The organism is Methylobacterium sp. V23 (assembly GCF_002917135.1).
In the GTDB taxonomy this organism is placed as follows: domain Bacteria; phylum Pseudomonadota; class Alphaproteobacteria; order Rhizobiales; family Beijerinckiaceae; genus Methylobacterium.
Genome location: NZ_PDHT01000004.1, coordinates 132,408 through 149,705 on the forward strand (window position 1 = coordinate 132,408; position 17,298 = coordinate 149,705).

13 protein-coding genes are annotated in these 17,298 nt (G+C 70.4%); 3 read left to right on the forward strand and 10 right to left on the reverse strand.

Going from position 1 to position 17,298, the window contains the following annotated elements:
- Positions 1 to 92 precede the first annotated feature (92 nt).
- Positions 93 to 2,336, reverse strand: a complete 2,244-nt coding sequence (locus CRT23_RS06290; RefSeq protein ID WP_103709014.1) for a PBP1A family penicillin-binding protein — start codon at positions 2,334 to 2,336, stop codon at positions 93 to 95.
- A 302-nt stretch (positions 2,337 to 2,638) separates the two neighbouring features.
- Here CRT23_RS06290 and CRT23_RS06295 point away from each other — a divergent pair, with 302 nt between their 5' ends.
- Positions 2,639 to 3,193, forward strand: coding sequence for a YcgN family cysteine cluster protein (locus CRT23_RS06295; RefSeq protein WP_103709015.1), 555 nt, complete (start codon positions 2,639 to 2,641; stop codon positions 3,191 to 3,193).
- A gap of 8 nt (positions 3,194 to 3,201) precedes the next feature.
- Here CRT23_RS06295 and CRT23_RS06300 read toward each other — a convergent pair whose 3' ends face one another.
- The 4 genes from CRT23_RS06300 to CRT23_RS06315 all read right to left on the reverse strand — a co-directional run bounded on the left by CRT23_RS06300 (position 3,202) and on the right by CRT23_RS06315 (position 9,962).
- Positions 3,202 to 4,215 carry a bifunctional riboflavin kinase/FAD synthetase gene (locus CRT23_RS06300; RefSeq protein WP_103709016.1) on the reverse strand — a complete coding sequence of 338 codons (1,014 nt, stop codon included), beginning with the start codon at positions 4,213 to 4,215 and terminating at the stop codon, positions 3,202 to 3,204.
- A gap of 72 nt (positions 4,216 to 4,287) precedes the next feature.
- Positions 4,288 to 5,538, reverse strand: coding sequence for a PepSY-associated TM helix domain-containing protein (locus CRT23_RS06305; RefSeq protein ID WP_245435992.1), 1,251 nt, complete (start codon positions 5,536 to 5,538; stop codon positions 4,288 to 4,290).
- A complete protein-coding gene (locus CRT23_RS06310; RefSeq protein ID WP_103709018.1) occupies positions 5,535 to 7,730 on the reverse strand; it encodes a TonB-dependent siderophore receptor in 2,196 nt (731 codons plus the stop codon). Before CRT23_RS06310 ends, CRT23_RS06305 begins: the two co-directional genes overlap by 4 nt.
- Before the next feature lie 216 nt (positions 7,731 to 7,946).
- Positions 7,947 to 9,962, reverse strand: a complete 2,016-nt coding sequence (locus CRT23_RS06315) for a TonB-dependent siderophore receptor (RefSeq protein ID WP_245435994.1) — start codon at positions 9,960 to 9,962, stop codon at positions 7,947 to 7,949.
- A gap of 452 nt (positions 9,963 to 10,414) precedes the next feature.
- Here CRT23_RS06315 and CRT23_RS06320 point away from each other — a divergent pair, with 452 nt between their 5' ends.
- Both CRT23_RS06320 and CRT23_RS06325 read left to right on the forward strand, forming a co-directional pair.
- Positions 10,415 to 11,668, forward strand: a complete 1,254-nt coding sequence (locus tag CRT23_RS06320) for an adenosylmethionine--8-amino-7-oxononanoate transaminase (RefSeq protein ID WP_103709020.1) — start codon at positions 10,415 to 10,417, stop codon at positions 11,666 to 11,668.
- 195 nt (positions 11,669 to 11,863) lie between these two features.
- Positions 11,864 to 12,250 (forward strand): response regulator, encoded by a 387-nt coding sequence (locus tag CRT23_RS06325; protein ID WP_244477148.1) that lies wholly within the window; start codon positions 11,864 to 11,866, stop codon positions 12,248 to 12,250.
- A 12-nt stretch (positions 12,251 to 12,262) separates the two neighbouring features.
- Here the strand turns inward: CRT23_RS06325 and CRT23_RS06330 are convergent, their stop codons facing one another.
- The 5 genes from CRT23_RS06330 to rfbF are packed head-to-tail and all read right to left on the reverse strand — an operon-like array spanning position 12,263 to position 16,902.
- The gene (locus CRT23_RS06330) at positions 12,263 to 13,168 is read right to left on the reverse strand and encodes an NAD(P)-dependent oxidoreductase (protein WP_103709021.1); all 906 of its coding nucleotides are present in this window, start codon (positions 13,166 to 13,168) and stop codon (positions 12,263 to 12,265) included.
- The gene (locus CRT23_RS06335) at positions 13,165 to 13,695 is read right to left on the reverse strand and encodes a dTDP-4-dehydrorhamnose 3,5-epimerase family protein (protein ID WP_103709022.1); all 531 of its coding nucleotides are present in this window, start codon (positions 13,693 to 13,695) and stop codon (positions 13,165 to 13,167) included. Before CRT23_RS06335 ends, CRT23_RS06330 begins: the two co-directional genes overlap by 4 nt.
- A 4-nt stretch (positions 13,696 to 13,699) precedes the next feature.
- Positions 13,700 to 14,971, reverse strand: a complete 1,272-nt coding sequence (locus CRT23_RS06340; protein ID WP_245435996.1) for a class I SAM-dependent methyltransferase — start codon at positions 14,969 to 14,971, stop codon at positions 13,700 to 13,702.
- Positions 14,968 to 16,092, reverse strand: a complete 1,125-nt coding sequence (rfbG, locus tag CRT23_RS06345) for a CDP-glucose 4,6-dehydratase (protein ID WP_245435998.1) — start codon at positions 16,090 to 16,092, stop codon at positions 14,968 to 14,970. The genes CRT23_RS06340 and rfbG overlap by 4 nt, the downstream gene beginning before the upstream one ends.
- Before the next feature lie 42 nt (positions 16,093 to 16,134).
- Complete coding sequence (rfbF, locus tag CRT23_RS06350; protein WP_055946355.1) at positions 16,135 to 16,902, reverse strand: glucose-1-phosphate cytidylyltransferase; 768 nt, start codon at positions 16,900 to 16,902, stop codon at positions 16,135 to 16,137.
- Positions 16,903 to 17,298 lie beyond the last annotated feature (396 nt).

The window sequence follows — 17,298 nt, forward strand, 5'->3', positions numbered from 1 at the left end:
TCCCGGCTCAGAGACTCGGAAGAGCGTGTTCGGGTCTGGTCCGGACGCAACCGCGCGACCGTCTCGGCGAATGTCATGCGCATGATCGCCGGTTACGGTGTGCCGATGCGGCCGCCGACGGCGCGGACCCCGTCCGCCACCGGGCCGGGGGCGTTTACGGGCTCAAGGGCAGAGGTTTTCTCGGGTGCTTTCAGGGAAGTCTTCTCCACCTGGCGGAACAGGCCGTTCATGCTGCCGATGACCTCGAAGGAGCGGCGGGAGAGTTTGCCGGCCGCGCTCGCCGCGGCGTTCACGGGGGCCGCGCTCTGCCCCGACTGGGCCACCGCACGGCCCGGATCCTTCAGGCCCGGCATGGGTTTGAGCTCGATACCCTGGTGGGCGACTTCCATCACGTCATGCCACGTCAGGGCCGGCAACGAGCCGCCGGTCATCTTATTGGTGGAGGTATGATCGTCGTTGCCGAACCAGACGGCGCCGACGTAATTGCCCGTGTACCCGACGAACCAGGCATCCCGGTAGGCGTTCGTGGTGCCGGATTTGCCCGCGACCTTGATGCCTTCCAGTGCAGCGCGCTTGCCGGTGCCTTCCTCGACGACCTTGGTGAGCATGTAGTTCATGTCGGCGACCACCTGGGTCGACAGCACCTGCTGCATCGGCTCGTCGGCATGGCGGTAGATCACATCCCCGGACGAGTTGCGGACCTCCATGGCCGCATAGGGCTTGGCCCTGCGCCCACCATTGGCGAACACCGCGTAGCCGGCGGCCTGGTCGATGACGTTCACCTCCGCCGAGCCGATCGGCAGGGAGACGGAATCGGTCAGTTGGGTGGTGATGCCCATGGCGTGGGCCATCTCGATGATCTTCTTGCGCCCGGCGGCCGCCGCCCGGGCTTCATGGGAGATGCCCATCGCCTTGCCCAGGGCGATCGACACCTGAATCGGGATGGTATTGATGGATTTCGCCACCGCGACGGTGAGCGTCGTGGCACCCGAGAACGAGCGCCCATAGTTCTGCGGGCACCAGTTGCCGATGCAGACGGGCCGATCGACGACACGGGTGTCCGGGCGATACAGGCCTGAGGCGAGACCGGCGGCGTAGACGTAGGGCTTGAACGATGAGCCGGGCTGGCGAAGGGCGTCGGTGGCGCGGTTGAACTGGCTCTCGCCGTAATCGGCACCGCCGACCATCGCCCGCAGGGCCCCGTCCGGATCGAGGATCACCATGGCGGCCTCGTCGACCTCGTACTGGTCTCCGAAGCGGCGCAGGGTGTTCTGCACCACCTCGTCGGCCCGGCGCTGGATGGTCAGGTCGAGGGGCGTCTTCACGGTGAGGACGCGGTCGCTGCGAAAGCGACCGGCATCGGCCATCTGCTTGATCTCGCCGAAGGCCCAGTCGAGATAGTAGTCCGCTGTGATGTCGCGGGTCCGGGTCACTGGTGTTGCGGGGTTGCGCAGGGCGGTCTGGATCTGGCCCTCGGTGAGGAAGCCGGCCTCGACCATGTTGTGCAGCACGTCGCCGGCGCGGGCGCGGGCCGCCGGCAGGTTCACGTGGGGGGCGTACTTCGTCGGCGCCTTGAACAGGCCCGCGAGCATCGCGGCCTCGGCCAGGGTGATGTCCTTGAGCGGCTTGCCGAAGTAGTAATCCGCCGCTGCCACGGCGCCGAAGGTGCCGCCGCCCATGTAAGCACGGTCGAGGTAGAGCTTCAGGATCTCGTTCTTGGAGAGGTGGCTCTCCAGCCAGAGCGCCAGGAAGGCCTCGTTGATCTTGCGTTCGAGGGAGCGCTCGTTGGTGAGGAAGAGGTTCTTGGCGAGCTGCTGGGTGATCGACGAGCCGCCCTGGGTGTTGCCGCCGCCGCGCGAATTCGACACCAGCGCGCGGGCGGTTCCGATGGGGTCGATACCCCAATGCTCGTAGAAGCGCCGGTCCTCGGTGGAGACCAGCGCCTTGATCATGATGTCTGGAAAATCGTCGAGTTTCAGTGAATCGTCGTGCTTGATGCCGCGCCGTCCGACCTCGGTGCCGTAGCGGTCGAGGAAGGTCACGGCGAGGTCCTGGGCCTTCAGCCAGTTGTCGCTGGTCAGGTTGAAGGCCGGCTGCGCCAGGGCAAGCATCAGGACCGCGCCACCCGTACCGAGGGTCACCGCCTCGCTGGTCAGGTCGAGGGCGAAGCGTTTCCAGCCCCGCACCGAGAAGACGTTCATGCGCTCCTGGAAGCGCTCGTAGGTCTCTCCCGCCGTGCGGCCGCCGTCGTACAGGCTCGCGTTCACCCAGGCGTCGAAGGCGAGGGCGGCGTGCTTGATCCGTGTCGTGAGGGAGGTCGCTTTGGGCAGGCGCACCTGAGTTCCAGTCCTTCCGCACCCGGTTCCGGCACGACGCCGGCCCGCGCGATCCTAACAACACCCGCGCCCGGCCGCGAGGCTTCGTTCGCGGGAACGCCCGACAAGGGCAAGCGTCCCGCCGCCGCAGGCCATAACCTGTTCTTAACCTTGATGCTGGAATGGGGCGGCGTGGTGGCGTGGCGCCTCCCGCCGCGGCGCGGCGTCATGCCGTGCGCCGGCAACGCTTGCTCCCGGGGCCGCGTTGCGGCACAGGAACGGATCATCCGGATCCTCGCCGCTCCCAGCCCAAGGTGTTCCCCATGCGGGACCGCTCGGCCGCGCGTTCTCAAACGCAGCAGGCCTTCCCCAAAACCGCCCGTTCCGATCTCCCGGCTTGCCCCACGGCCGAGCCGTTCTGGCGGACCAAGAGCCTGGAGGCGATGTCCCCGGCCGAGTGGGAGAGCCTGTGCGACGGCTGCGGTCGCTGCTGCCTCCTCAAGCTCGAGGACGAGGATACGGCGGAGGTCTACCACACCGATGTCGGCTGCACCCTTCTCGACGGCCATGGCTGCCGCTGCCGCGACTACGCACGCCGCCAGAAGCGGGTGCCCGACTGCGTGCGCCTGACGCCCGAGGCGGTGCGCACGATCCCGTGGCTGCCGCCGACCTGCGCCTATCGCCTGATCCGCGAAGGCCGCGATCTCTATGCTTGGCATCCGCTGGTTTCAGGCCGCGCGGCCAGCGTGCACGAGGCCGGCATCTCCGTGCGTGGCCGCGTCTCCGGTAACGAGGAGGAGTTCACCGCCGACGAACTCCTCGATCGGATCGTAACCTGGCCCAATCGCACGCCGGAGACCGAGGACGATGCCGAATAGCCGTGGCCTCAGGCGTCGAGCAGCGAGGGGACGGCATTCTCGACGGTGATCCGGCGGGCCTCGGCCGCGTCGCGATGCATCTGAGCGATCAAGGCCTCCGCTCCGTCGAAGCGGACCTCCCCGCGGAGATACTCCAGGAACTCCACTGCGATCGTCTGGCCATAGAGGTCGCCGGAGAAATCGAACAGATTGACCTCGAGGAGCGGGGCGCCATCATCGAAGGTTGGGCGCCGGCCGTAGCTGGCGACCCCGTCCTTCACCCGGCTGTCGGGCAGGCGCACCCGGACCGCGTAGATGCCGTGGGCGAGATTGCAGGCGGGCAGCGCCACGTTGGCGGTGGGATAGCCGAGGGTGCGTCCGCGCTTGTCGCCGTGGCGGACCTCGCCTGAGACGAACCAGCGATAGCCGAGGAGCACGTTGGCTCGCGCCACCGCACCCTCGGTAAGGGCCGCGCGGATCGCACTCGACGAGACCGGCTCCGCGCCCGCGCTTAGGGCGACAGGGGGGATGATCCGGCAGCTCAGGCCCGCTTGCGCGCAGAGATCGGCGAGGAGCGCCGGGGTGCCCTCGCGACCTCGGCCGAAATGGAAGTCGTGGCCGATGACGACGCCCGCAACACCGAGGTCGCGCACCAGCAGCCCCTCGACGAAGTCGCGCGCGCCGGTGCCCGCCAGGGTGGCGTCGAAGCGGCGCACGATGAGCCCGTCGAGGCCGAGATGGGCGAAGACGATCTCCTTGGCGTCCGCGTCTGTGAGGCGGAACATGGGGAGATGCGGCGCGAAATAGGCGCGCGGATGCGGCTCAAAGGTGAGGGCGACCGCCGGGCGGGCGGCCTCCTGCGCGGTCTCCCGCACGGCGGCGATCAGGGCCCGGTGACCCAGATGCACCCCGTCGAAATTCCCGATCGCCGCGATGGCACCGGCGATCGCGGGCGGCACAGGCTCGTCCTCGCGGCAGATCGTGAAGCGTCGCTCGGGCGCGGATGCGGCGGGCGGAACGGCGGATTCGTCGCCAGACGACATCGGATCTCAGGAGTTGCAGCGGTCGGGGTCGGGAGCTGTGGCGGCGGAACCTGTCGAAAACCGGTCGGAGGGTCAAGCGCGCGGGCTGAGTGCGGAGGTCGCGGTGGGGCTCACCCCCGCTTGGACGCGCCGCCGCGCCTTCGCCGCGCGGCGCCCGATGTAGAGCAGTAGCCCCGTCACGAGGAACAGCGGCATCGTCAGGGCCGCGACGAGGAAGACCGGGGGGCCGAGGGGGCCGAAGATGCGTCCGCTGTGCACGTCGAGCATGTTGCCGGCGATGCGGACGCCGAGCGGGCGCTCCCCTCCGATCTCGCGCACGAGGATGCGCGCACTGGCCGCTTCGATCCGCGTGTCGTCGCGCCAGCCGTTCCGATTCTCGGAGCGGATGCGCACCGGCCCGCTGAGGCCCGCGGGCAGGAGCAGGGTGGCACGGGTGAAGTGTCCGTCATCCGCCGTACGGAAGGCCGACCAGGCTGCGTCGAGGGACGGCGCTCCTGCGCTGCCCAGCCCCTCATCCTTCCGACGGCCCCCACCTGCAGCCTCGCCCTTCGCCGCGGCATCCTTCCGGCCGGCGGCCGGCCCGTTCGTCTTCTCCGCCGGTGGCTTGCCATCCGCCATCCGGGTGATGGTCTCGCCGCGGGTGAGGAGGGCGGTGACGACCTCGCGATAGCCGTCGAAGGACCACCACAGCCCGCTCAGGGCGATGACGAGGTAGACCGGCAGCACCCAGGTTCCGGCCACCGCGTGCAGCGACCAGTAGGTCGGCCGGCCCCATTGCCGGAGATGGGGCTTCAGCCAGATCCGCAGGGACATCACCTTCGGCCAGCGCAGGTAGAGACCGGTGCAGAGGAGGGCGAGGAGCGCGACGACGCTCGCGCCGGTCAGGGTCCGGCCCCAGCCCTTGCCGTCGCCGGGCAGGAGCAGCCAGCGATGGAGGCGCCGGATGGTCGCGAAGGCCTCCTCCGTCCGCGCAGCGCCCCGCACCGTGCCGTCATAGGGGTCGAGGTAGAGGGCGGGCGGCCGCTGGCCGGTGGCGGGATCGCGCCCGAGCCGTACGATCGCGGCGGTGGCGGGCTCGGCCGAGAGCGTCAGGTTCGCCACCGTGTCGGGCCGTTGGGCATGGAAGCGGGCCAGGAGGGCGTCCGGCGTGAGCGGATCCCCTGCCCGGGGGGCGACGCGGATCAGGTCCGCGTCGAAGGCCTCGCCGATGGCGTCCTCGTAGCTGAGGAGCGCACCGGTGACGCCCACCACGGCCAGGATCAGCCCCGCCCCGAGCCCCAGCAGCCAGTGCAGCTGGAACAGGACGGCGCGCAGGTACCTCACCACGCCACCCGTGCGGTCACCAGGGCCTGGAAGGGTTCGCCCACCGCCACCAGCAGGTTGCTGCCCCCCGACGAGGGGTAATAAGTGCGGTCGAACAGGTTCTTGAGGTTGAGCTGGAGCGTGGTCGGCAAGCCGTTCACCTGGGTGTTGTAGGCGAGGAACGCGTCGCAGACGACGTAGTCCGGCAGAGCGAAGCTGTTGGCGGCGTCCCCTGGGCGGACGCCGACGTAGCGTGCCCCGAAGCCCGCTTCCAGGAAACCGGCGCCCAGCCGCGTCGCGCCGAACTCCGCCGGCTCGGCGACGGCCCCGAACTGGTGCGTGAGGAAGGCCGAGGCGGTGACCCGCGGGGTGTTCAGGAGCTGCTTGCCCACCAGCACCGGATCCTGGGTGACCTCGGCCTGGGTGAAGCTGTAGCTGGCGATCACCGCCCAGTCGGGCAGGATCTGACCGGCGACGTCGAGCTCGAAGCCGCGCGAGCGCACCTTGCCGGCGGTGGTCGCCACGGTGAGGCCCTGGCCGTTGACCTGCGTCACCAGCACGTTCGCCTTGTCGATGTCGAACATCGCCCCCGTGACGGTCAGGCCGGCCGCGATCTCCGCCTTCACGCCGACTTCGACGGACTCCCCCTCCTCGGGTGGCAGGGCTCCGACGATGTTGGCCAGCGAGGTGTTGGGTTTGAAGGACTGCGCGTAGCTGCCGTAGAGCGAGAGATGGGGGGCAAGCTTGTAGACGAGGCCGACCCGCGGCAGGACGCGGACCCCGTCGATGTCGGTATAGGCCACCGCCGGCGTCCCCTTGGCGCCGAACTGGTCGAAGATCTGCGCGCTGACCCCGGCGACCAGGATCCACTGGTCGCCGATGTGCAGGGAGTCCTGCAGATAGAGGCTGGTATTCACTAAGCGTTCGCGCAGGTTGCTGTCGGCGGGCGAGATCACCGGCACCGCCGCGAGGCTGCCGTAGACCGGCCGGAACGGGTTAAATCCCGCCCGGTTCGGACCCCGGATGATGTCGGGCCGGCCGTAATCGATGTTCTCGTAGGTCACGCCGGCCAGGAGGTCGTGGCGCAGGCCGGCGGTGTCGAAGCTGCCGGTCAGGTCGAGGCGGGCGACATGCGCATCGAAGTCGGCGTCGCGGGTGCCGTCGGCCCGGCGGGTGAGGAGGCCGGTGGCCGGGACATAGGTGACCGGCCGGATCTGGTCCTCGTCGTAGCCGAGATGGGAGTAGGTGTAGCCGAAGTGGAGCTTCCAATCGTTGTCGAAGCGGTGGTCGACGTCGAGGGTGGCGAGATGGCTGGTGGCCGCGTGCTCGCTCGAGCGCTCGTCGAAGCGCCGGTCGCGCGGCACCCGCAGGGGCCGACCGGTGCGCGGGTCGAAGATCGTGCCGCGGTCGTAGGGCACGCGGTAATGCCCGAACTCGTAGCCCACCGTCACGGTGGTGTCGTCGCCCTGCCAGGTCAGCGAAGGGGCCACCACCTGGCGGCTGAGATGGCCGAAGTTGCGCCAGTAGGCGTAGCTCTGGAGGTCGGCCACCATCCGGTAGGCGAGGTTGGTGCCCGCGATCGGTCCGGTGAGATCGCCCTGCACGAGGCCGCCGTCGAAGCTCGTCCCCGTGAGGTTGAGCGAGCCGTGCGGGGTGAATTCGGGCCGCTTCGAGACGAGGTTGATCAGCCCGCCCGGGTCGGTGATGCCGTAGAGGAGCGAGGCCGGTCCCTTGAGCACCTCCACCCGCTCGATGGCGTAGCTGAAGTTCTGCTGCAGCACGGTGCGGCGCCCGTCCCGCAGGATCGAGTCGTCGCGGAAGGTGCCGAAGCCGCGCCGCACCACCGCCTCCTGCGTGCCGCCGACACTGTTGGTCTGGGCGATGCCGCTGACGTTGCGCAGGGCTTCGTCGAGCGAGATCACGCGCTGGTCGCGCAGCACCCCGGCGGAGACCACGGCGATGTTGGCCGGCGTGTCGAGGATCGCGGTGTCGGCGCCCGCCCCGAAGGTCGAGCGCCTGGGCTGGTAGCCGACGGTGGAGAGTCCGTTGCCCAGACCGGCCACGCTGAGTTCCTCGAGGGTGACGGCGGACGGCGACGCCGCCTGGTCCGAAGCGCCCTGGGCCTGCACGGCGGTCCCGGTGGCGAGGAGTAGGAGAAGGCCGGTCGGCAGGGGCCGCCGCGTGGCGGCGAACGGGCGGGGAGTGGAAGGCATGACGGGTCCGTGCGGGGGAGCCGGTACCTCTACCGGCTCCCCCGCGGAATTTCCATTGTGAATGTCAAGATTAGAAGCATTCAAAAACAGAAGAGAAGTCGAGTTCTGGAATTATTCTTGGATCTCGTGCAGTGAAAGCAAGATCAGACCGGCCGGTTCGTCCCGGTATCAGAGTCTGTGGTGACCCGGCATCCCGCCCGGCTTCGGTGCGCCCGCTCACCAGGCGACGCGGGCGGTGACCAGGGCCTGGAAGGGCTCGCCCACCGCCACCAGCAGGTTGCTGGCGCCGGCCGAGGGATAATAGGTCTCGTCGAACAGGTTCTTCAGGTTGAGCTGCAGGGTGGTCGGCAGGCCGTTCACCTGGGTCCGGTAAGACAGGAACGCGTCGCAGACCACGTAGTCCGGCATGGTGAAGCTGTTGGCCGCGTCTCCGGGGCGGACCCCGACGTAGCGGCTGCCGAACCCGGCCTCCAGGAAGCCAGGGCCGAGGAGGGTCGAGCCGAACGCCGTCGCGTCGGCGACGGCGCCGAGCTGGTGGGTGAGGAACAGCGAGGCCGTGACGCGCGGCGTGTTCTGGAGCTGCTTGCCGGCGAGCACCGGATCCTCGGTGACGACCGCCTGGGTGAAGCCGTAGCTGCCGATCACGGCCCAGTCGGGCAGGATCTGCCCCGCGAAATCGAGTTCGAAGCCACGCGAGCGCACCTTGCCCGCGGTCGAGCCGAAGCGGGTGCCGTCGATCACCTGGGTGATCAGCACGTTGCTCTTCTCGGCATCGAACATCGCGCCGGTGATCAGGAGGCCGTCGGCGACCTCCGCCTTGACCCCCACCTCGTAGGCCGTCCCCTCTTCCGGCAGCAGCGCCCCGGTCACATCGAGGTCGGTGACGTTGGGGCGAAAGGACTGCGTGTAGCTTCCATAGAGCGAGAGATTGGGCGCGAGCTTGTAGACGAGCCCGGCCCGCGGCACCGGCTTCACGCCGTCGATGGCGGTCGAGATCACGGCGGGGCGGCCCTCATAGGCGAGCTGGTCGTAGATCTGGGCGCTGATCCCGCCCACCAGGATGAGCCGGTCGGTGAGGTGGAGCGAATCCTGAAGATAGAGGCTGGTGTTGCTGAGTCGGTCGCGGTTGTTGCTGGCCGCCAGCGAGACCCGGTCGGAGGCGCCCATCAGGCCGTAGACGGGGTCGAACGGGTCGAACCCGCCGACGTTCGGTCCCCGCACGCTGGTCTTCCAATAATAGTCGATCCGCTCGACCATCGCCCCGGCAAGGAGATCGTTGCGCAGGCCGAAGGTCTCGAAGCGCCCCGTCAGGTCGAGGCGGGCCACGTGGGCCTCGAAATCCCCGCCGCGCGTCGCGTCCGCCCGGCGCGTCAGGAGGCGCGTGTCGGAATTGTAGGCGACGGGTCGGATCTGGTTGTCGTCGTAGCCGAGCCGCGAATAGCTGTAGCCGAAGTGAAGCCTCCAATCCGCGTCGAACCTGTGGTCGACATCGATCGTGGCGAGATGGCTCTCGGCGTCCACCTTGCTGACGCGCTCGTCGAAGCGGCGGTCGCGGGGCACGCGAAGGGCGCGCCCGGTGCGCCGGTCGAAGGTCGTGCCCCGGTCGAAGGGGATGGCGTAGTGCGTGAACTCGTAGCCCACCGTCACGGTGGTGTCGTCACCGCGCCAGGTCAGCGACGGGGCGACGACCTGCCGGCGGATCTGCCCGAAATTGCGCCAGTAGGCGTAGTCCTGAAAGTCGCCGACGACCCGGTAGGCGAGGTTGGTGTCCTGGATCGGGCCGGTGAGGTCGGCCTGGACGAGACCGCCGCCGAAGCTCGTCCCGGTCAGGTCGAGGGAGCCGCGAGGCGTGAAGTCTGGACGTTTCGAGACGAGGTTGATCAGGCCGCCGGGATCCGAGATGCCGTAGAGGAGCGAGGCCGGACCCTTCAGGACCTCGACCCGCTCGATGGCATGGTTGAAGTTCTGCTGAAGAACCGTGCGGCGCCCGTCGCGCAGGATCGAGCTGTCACGGGAGAAGCCGAAGCCGCGCCGGATGACGGCCTCCTGCGTGCCGCCGAGGCTGTTGGTCTGCACCACGCTGCTGACGTTGCGCAGGGCCTCGTCGAGGCTCAGCACCCGCTGATCGCGCAGCACGGCGTTCGGCACGATGGCGATGTTGGCCGGTGTGTCGAGGAGGGCCGTGTCGGACCCCGCTCCGAAGCTCGTGCGCCGGGGCTGGTAGCCGATCACCGCCCCGCCGTCGCCCGCGACCCGGATCTCATCGAGGGCGACGGATGAGAAATCGGGCTGCTGCGCGGCCGTCGGCCCGGCCTGGAGCAGGAGCGCGGCACCCGAGATCCATCCCGCCGAAATCCACCGCGTCGAGGTCCATGGCGAGGTCCATGGCGAGATCCATGCGGCCGGACCCGCAGGTTTCCGGACGCAGGACGAGATGCGGTGATGACGTCGGGCCTGACGGGATATGATCGCTCCTGGTCGGGGGTCGATCTGCCGTAGGATAATCTTGACTTCATAACAATAGCCGTCGCGTATATTGGAATATATCTAACTGTGCTGTTTTATATGTCAGTATATCAATATATTTCACAAACTAAACTTCATGCCGAATGATCCCGGGTCCCACGCGGAGCATCGCGCCCCGCCTTGACCCGGGGTCTGCGCCGGCCCATCCCCTGCGGGTCATGGACAGCCCGCACATCCAACATCTCTGGCGGCCCTACACACAGATGCGGGGGGCGGCCCCGCCGCTGGAGGCCGTGCGCACGCACGGGTCGCGCATCGTCCTCGCCGACGGGCGCGAACTGATCGACGGCATCGCCTCGTGGTGGACGGCGGCCCACGGCTACAACCATCCCCACATCCGGGCGGCCGTGGCCGCGCAGCTCGAGGCAATGCCGCACGTGATGTTCGGGGGGCTCACCCACGCCCCGGCGGAGCGGCTGGCGGCGCGCCTCGCGGCCCTGCTCCCGGGCGATCTCGACCACGTCTTCTTCACCGATTCCGGCTCGGTGGCCGTGGAGGTCGCCTTGAAGATGGCGGTGCAGATGTGGATCAACCGGGGGGTCGCCGGGCGCACCCGCATCCTGGCCTTCCGCGAGGGCTATCACGGCGACACCCTGGGGGCGATGTCGGTCTGCGACCCCGACGAGGGCATGCACCGGCGCTTCGGCGCCTACCTGCCGACCCAGGTCTTCTGCGACCTGCCCCGGACGGCGGCGCAGGTCGCCGCCCTCGACGCGACCCTGGCGGATGCGCGCGAGACCCTGGCGGCCGTGATCGTGGAGCCCCTGGTGCAGGGCGCCGGCGGCATGCGGATGCACCCTCCCGAGGTGCTGGCGACCGTGGCCCGGCTCGCGCGGCGCCACGGCCTGCCGCTCATCGCCGACGAGATCTTCACCGGGTTCGGGCGCACCGGCACCCTGTTCGCCTGCACCCAGGCCGGCATCGTGCCGGACATCCTGTGCCTGTCGAAGGCGCTCACCGGGGGCACGATGGCGCTGGCCGCCACGGTGGCCACCGGGGCCGTGTTCGAGAGCTTCCTCGCCGACGATCCCGCCGCCGCCCTCATGCACGGGCCGACCTTCATGGCCAACCCGCTCGCCTGCGCGGCGGCCAATGCCAGCCTCGACCTGTTCGCGCGCGAGCCGCGCCTCGACCAGGCCGCGGCCCTCGCGGGGGCCCTGGCGGACGGCCTCGAACCCCTGCGCGGGCTGCCGCACGTCGCCGACATCCGGATCCTGGGGGCGATCGGGGTGGTGCAGTTCCGCCAGGCCCCCGACCTGGCCGACCTGAAGCGCCGCTTCCTGGCGCGGGGCACCTGGGTCCGCCCCTTCGGCGACATCGTCTACCTGACGCCGGCTCTCACCATCCCGGCGCAGGATCTGGCCGAGCTTCTCGACGCCATGCGAACGGTGGTGCGGGCGGTGGCCTCCTGACGGCGGGACCCTGCATCCGGTGCAACCCACGCCCGCGTCGCTCGTTGGAATGACGTTGCGCTGGCCCCGTGTCCAAGATCCCCGAACTGTCCAGGATCCCCGGAGACCCTGATCGTGCCGTGCGGGCCCCCGGGCTTCACGCGCGGGTCCCGGTCCCGGGCGGGGCCCGCGGCCAGACAGGCTGGAGGGTGCATCGTGGTGGATGAGGCGAAGGCGAACGACGACCGGCCGGTGATCCTGCTGGTGGAGGACGAGGCCCTGACGATCATGGACCTCGGCGACGTTCTCGAGAATGGCGGATACGAGACCGTGCAATGCGCCTCGGCCGAGCGGGCCCTCGGCATCATCCAGGCCCGCCCCGACATCTGCGGCCTGATCACGGACGTCGAGTTGTCCGGCAAGACCAACGGCTTCGAACTCGCGACCGCGGTGTCCGAGGCCCGGCCGCAGCTGCCGATCGTGATCGTCTCGGGGCGCGCTGCCCCCGATCCCGAGCGGATGCCGAAGGGGGCCAAGTTCATCGCCCGGCCCTGCACCGGCGAGGACATCCTGTCCCAGCTCAGGGGCCTGCTGCCCTGCTGAGGCCCTGAGCGGTCAAGCCGGCGGCTGGCCCTGGGCCCGCCACCACGCCACGGTGTCGTCGAGGCCCCGTGCCAGGTCGAAGCGCGGCCGGAACCCCACGGTCTCCGTCAGGATGCGGGTCCCGGCCTCGATGACCGGTGGCTCCGTCGGGCTCAGGGGACGGGCCCCGAAATCCAGGTGCTCGGCGCCCCCGATCCGGGCGGCGAGCCCTTCGAGGAGCGTCCGCACCGGGATCGCCGTGCCCGAGCCGATATTCACCGGCCCGGTCACGTCCCCCGCCACCAGGGCGGCCAGGGCCGCGGCGGCATCCGCGACGTGCAGGAAGTCGCGGCGCTGGAGCCCGAGCGAGGTCGGGAACGCCGTACCGGCGGTCAGCGCCTGGAGCGCGTCCGGGACCAGCCGCCCGCGACGCTCGCCGGGTCCGTAGAGGTAGAACAGCCGACCCCAGGCGAACCGCATCGCGGTCTGCCCGGCGAATGCCTCCAGGATGCGCCGCGTGCCGTCCTTGGCGGCGCCGTAGAGCGTCGCGGGCCGGCAGGGCGTCGTCGCCTCGTCGAGGCGGGCCGCGCCCCACGCATACTCGGCGCAGGTGCCGACCCCCACGAACCGTCGGCCCCCCGAGGCCGCGAAGGCCTGGGCGAGATCCAGGGTGGCCGCGGCCCAGTCGAGGTTGCGCGCCGAGGTCCAGTAGCGGCCGGGCTCGGCATCCCAGGCGAGGTGGAGGAGGTGGCTCGGCCGGATCTGCACCAGCAGCGCGCGCCGTTCCTCGGGGACGAGCAGGTCGGCGGCGTGCCAGCCCGCTTCGGCAGAGGCGGCACGCCCGACGCCGTGAACCGCGAACCCGCGCGCCCGCAGGGCCTTGACGGCGTGGCGGCCGACGAAGCCGGCCGCACCCGTGACGAGGACGCGCTCCCTCACCGCACCCAGTCGGGATAGGCGAGATCGCGCTCGGCGATCACCGTGACGGGCTCCGGCCAGGCGACGTCGAGGCTCGGATCGTTCCAGCGCAGGCCCCGGGCGCTGCCGGCCACGTAGGGACGGTCGATCATGTAGAGCACTTCCGCGCCGTCGCTGAGCGCCTGGAAGCCGTGGCCGAAGCCCGCCGGAATGTAGAGGGCGTGGCGGTTCCCGGCGCTGAGCTCGGCCCCGTAGGACCGGAGGTAGGTGGCGGAATCCGGCCGCAGGTCGACGAGGACGTCGTGGATCGCGCCGGCCGTGCAGCGCACGAGCTTGGTCTCCGCGTCGGGCTCGGCGGCGAAGTGTAGGCCCCGCACGGTGCCGCGCCGGGCATTGTAGGAGATGCTGGACTGCGCGAAGGCGCCGACGAGGCCCCGCGCGGCGAAGTCCTCCACGCAGGCGGTGCGGGCGAAGAAGCCGCGCGCGTCGGCATGGGGTTCCGGGACGATCCGATACGCGCCGGCGAGCGGCAGGGCCTCGAAGCGCATGGGCTCAGAACACCGCGAGCCGCGGGATCGCGGTGACGAAGCGCCCGCCCCAATCCCGGATGGCGGCCATCTCGCCGGCGATCTCGTCCTTCAGGTTCCAGGGCAGGATCAGGACGTAGTCCGGCCGCCGTGCCAGGAGGGCCTCCGGCGCGACCACCGGGATGCGGCTCCCCGGCAGGAGCGTGCCCTGCTTGTGCGGCGAGCGGTCGGCCACGGCCCGCACCAGCTCGGGACCGATGCCGCAGTAATTCAGGAAGGTGTTGCCCTTGGCCGCCGCCCCATAGGCGCAGACGGTCTTCCCCGTCAGCCGCAGCTCCGCCAGGAAGGCGAGGGTGGTGCACTTGATGCGCACCACGTCCTCCGCGAAGGCGGCGTAGCCGCTCGCGTCGAACAGGCCCCCGGCACGCTCCGCCGCCAGCACCCGGGCCACGGCCGGACCCTGCGGGTGGGCGGCCGCCGCGTGGCAGGCGAAGACCCGGAGGGAACCGCCATGGGTCGGCCATTCCTCCACGTCGAAGACCCGCAGGCCGTGCGCCTCCAGGATCCCCGAGACGACCCCGAGGGCAAGGTACGAGAAGTGCTCGTGGTAGATGGTGTCGAACTGGCGCTCCGCGATCATCCGCAGGAGGTGCGGGAACTCGAAGGTGGCGACGCCCTCGGGCTTCAGGAGAATCCGGAAGCCGTCCACGAAGTCGTGGATGTCGGGCACGTGCGCCAGCACGTTGTTGGCCGCCATGAGATCGGCGGCATGGCCCTCCGCCTCGAGACGCCGAGCGGTCTCCGCCCCGAAGAACGCCACCGCGGTGGGGATGCCGTGCGCGCGCGCCACCGCCGCCACGTTGGCGGCCGGCTCGACGCCGAGGGCCGGGATGCCGCGGGCCACGACGGCGCGCAGCAGGTAGCCGTCGTTGCTCGCCACCTCCACGACCTTGCTGTCCGGCCCGAGACCGAAGCGCGCCTGCATGGCCGCGACGTAGGCCTCCGCATGGGCGAGCCAGCCGGCGGAGAAGCCGGAGAAGTAGGCGTAGTCCGAGAAGATCGCCTCCGGCGTCTCGAAGGCTTCGAGCTGCACCAGCCAGCAGGTCTCGCAGACGAAGGCGTGGAGGGGATGGACTCTCTCGCCCCGATCGGCGCGGTCGGCCGGCACGTAGGCGTTGGCCAGGGGCGACAGGCCGAGATCGGCCACGCTCCGGTGCAGGGGCGCCCCGCAGGCGCGGCAGCTTCGGGCCGGAGGCGGGGTCGTGGTCGGGGTCGGGGTCGGGGTCGGGGCCATCATGCGGCGAGCGCCTCGTAGGCGCCGATCTGCGCCAGGGTCAGGTCGCGGGCGCAAGCCCCGCCGGCTTGGGCCCGGTGCCAGGCCGCGGTCCAGGCCAGGGCCGCATCGAGGCGCAGGCGCCGGTCCCAGCCGAGATGGGTGCGGGCCTTGGCCGAATCGACCTTGAGGAAGGTCGCCTCGTGCGGGTGGATCGCCTCCGACAGGTGCCAGAGGGCCTCGGAGCCCCAGGCCTGGGCGAGGGCGTCGACGAGATGGGCCACGGGCCGGCAATCCTCGTCGGCCGGGCCGAAGTTCCAGGCCTCGGCGTAGCGCGCCCCGTCCGCCCCCGACAGGCATTCGGCGAGGCGGAGGTAACCGCTCAGGGGCTCGAGCACGTGCTGCCAGGGCCGCGTCGCGTGGGGGGCGCGGATCTCCACCGAGTCGCCCCGCGCGAAGGCGCGGACGATGTCGGGCACGAGCCGGTCCTCCGACCAGTCGCCGCCGCCGATGACGTTGCCCGCCCGGGCGGTGGCGAGCCGGCAATCCCGCTGGGCGAGGAACGAGGCCCGATAGGCCGCCGCCACCAGCTCGGTGCAGCCCTTGGAGCTGCTGTAGGGGTCGTGCCCGCCGAGGGCCTCCGTCTCGCGGTAGCCCCAGGGCCATTCCCGGTTCGCGTAGGCCTTGTCGCTCGTCACCACCACGACGGCCCGGACGGAGGGGGTCGCCCGCACCGCCTCCAGCACGTGGGCGGTGCCCATCACGTTGGTGGCATAGGTGGCCAGCGGGTCGCGGTAGGAGGCGCGCACCAGGGCCTGGGCCGCCATGTGGATGACGACCTCCGGGGCCGTGGCGGTCAGGCAGGCCTGCACCGCCGCCGGGTCGCGGATGTCGGCGAGGTGCGAGTCGAGGCCGGTGCCGAGGCCGGCCGTCGCGAACAGGCTCGGGGTGCTGTCGGGGGCCAGGGCCAGCCCGCTCACCCGGGCGCCGAGGCGCTCCAGCCACAGGCAGAGCCAGCCGCCCTTGAAGCCGGTATGGCCGGTGACGAGCACCCGCCGCCCGGCCCAGAAGGCGGGATCGGGATTCGGGCCACGCGTGCGCGGCAAGGGGAAGGGCGAGGGCTGCGGGAAGGGCGAGGGCTGCACGCTCTGAAACGATCTCCGGAAACGATCTTCGCTGGCGCCAGACTACCAGCACTTCCAGGGCGGCGCGTCCCCCGCCCACAGGGCTTCGAGGTGGTTCTTGTCGCGCAGGGTGTCCATGGCCTGCCAGAAGCCCGCATGGACGTAGGCCGCGAGCTGCCCGTCGGCGGCCAGGCCCTCCAGGGGCTCCGCCTCCCAGACGGTGGCGTCGCCGGCGATCCGGTCGAGCACCCGCGGCGAGAGCACGAAGAAGCCGCCGTTGATCGTCGCCCCGTCCCCGGCGGGCTTCTCCCGGAAGCGCCGCACCGTGCCGTCCTCCAGCTCCAGCGCCCCGAAGCGGCCCGGCGGCGTCACCGCCGTGAGGGTGGCGAGCTTGCCGTGCGCCCGGTGGAAGGCCGCCAGGGCCGTCAGGTCCACGTCGGCGACGCCGTCGCCGTAGGTCATGAAGAAGTCGTCGTCGCCGAGATAGTCGCGCACCCGCTTGAGGCGCCCGCCCGTCATCGTGGTCTCCCCGGTCTCGATCAGCGAGACGCGCCAGTCCTCGGCGGTGCTGCGGTGGAAGTCCACGTGGCCGCGCCCGATGTCGACCGTCACGTCGGACAGGTGCAGCCGGTAGTTCAGGAAGAACTCCTTGATGACGTAGCCCTTGTAGCCGAGGCAGATCACGAACTCGCGCACCCCGTGGGCGGCGAAGATCTGCATGATGTGCCAGAGAATCGGCCGGCCGCCGATCTCCAGCATGGGCTTGGGCCGGGTCACCGTCTCCTCCGAGAGGCGCGTGCCGAGACCGCCTGCGAGGATGACTGCCTTCATGGATTCCTGAGTGGTCGTCGGAGGTTCTGGCGCGGGACAAGGTCTTGGTGCGGGACAAGGTCCTGGTGTGGGAACAGTCGCGCTGCGGGCGCGTGCGCCCCGTCGCGCAAGGCTTAATCGAGGGGTCGGCCTTCGTCCAGGCACGGGGCGGGCCCCGGGACCGACCGGGCGTTTAGCCGACTTTTCCAGCCCGCTCGGGCCCCCGGGCCGGGCACTGTCATCCCAGCTTCATACGAGCCGGTCATGCCCCGGGACGAAGGGACGTTCCCGGTTGCCGGTGGATGTGCCCGGATTGACCGGCGCGGGCCCATCGTTCGCGGGGTATGAGAGCAGAGGGCACGAGCGATGCGGGCGGCTGACGAGCGCGGGATGGTCGAACCCCGCGAGGGCTTGACC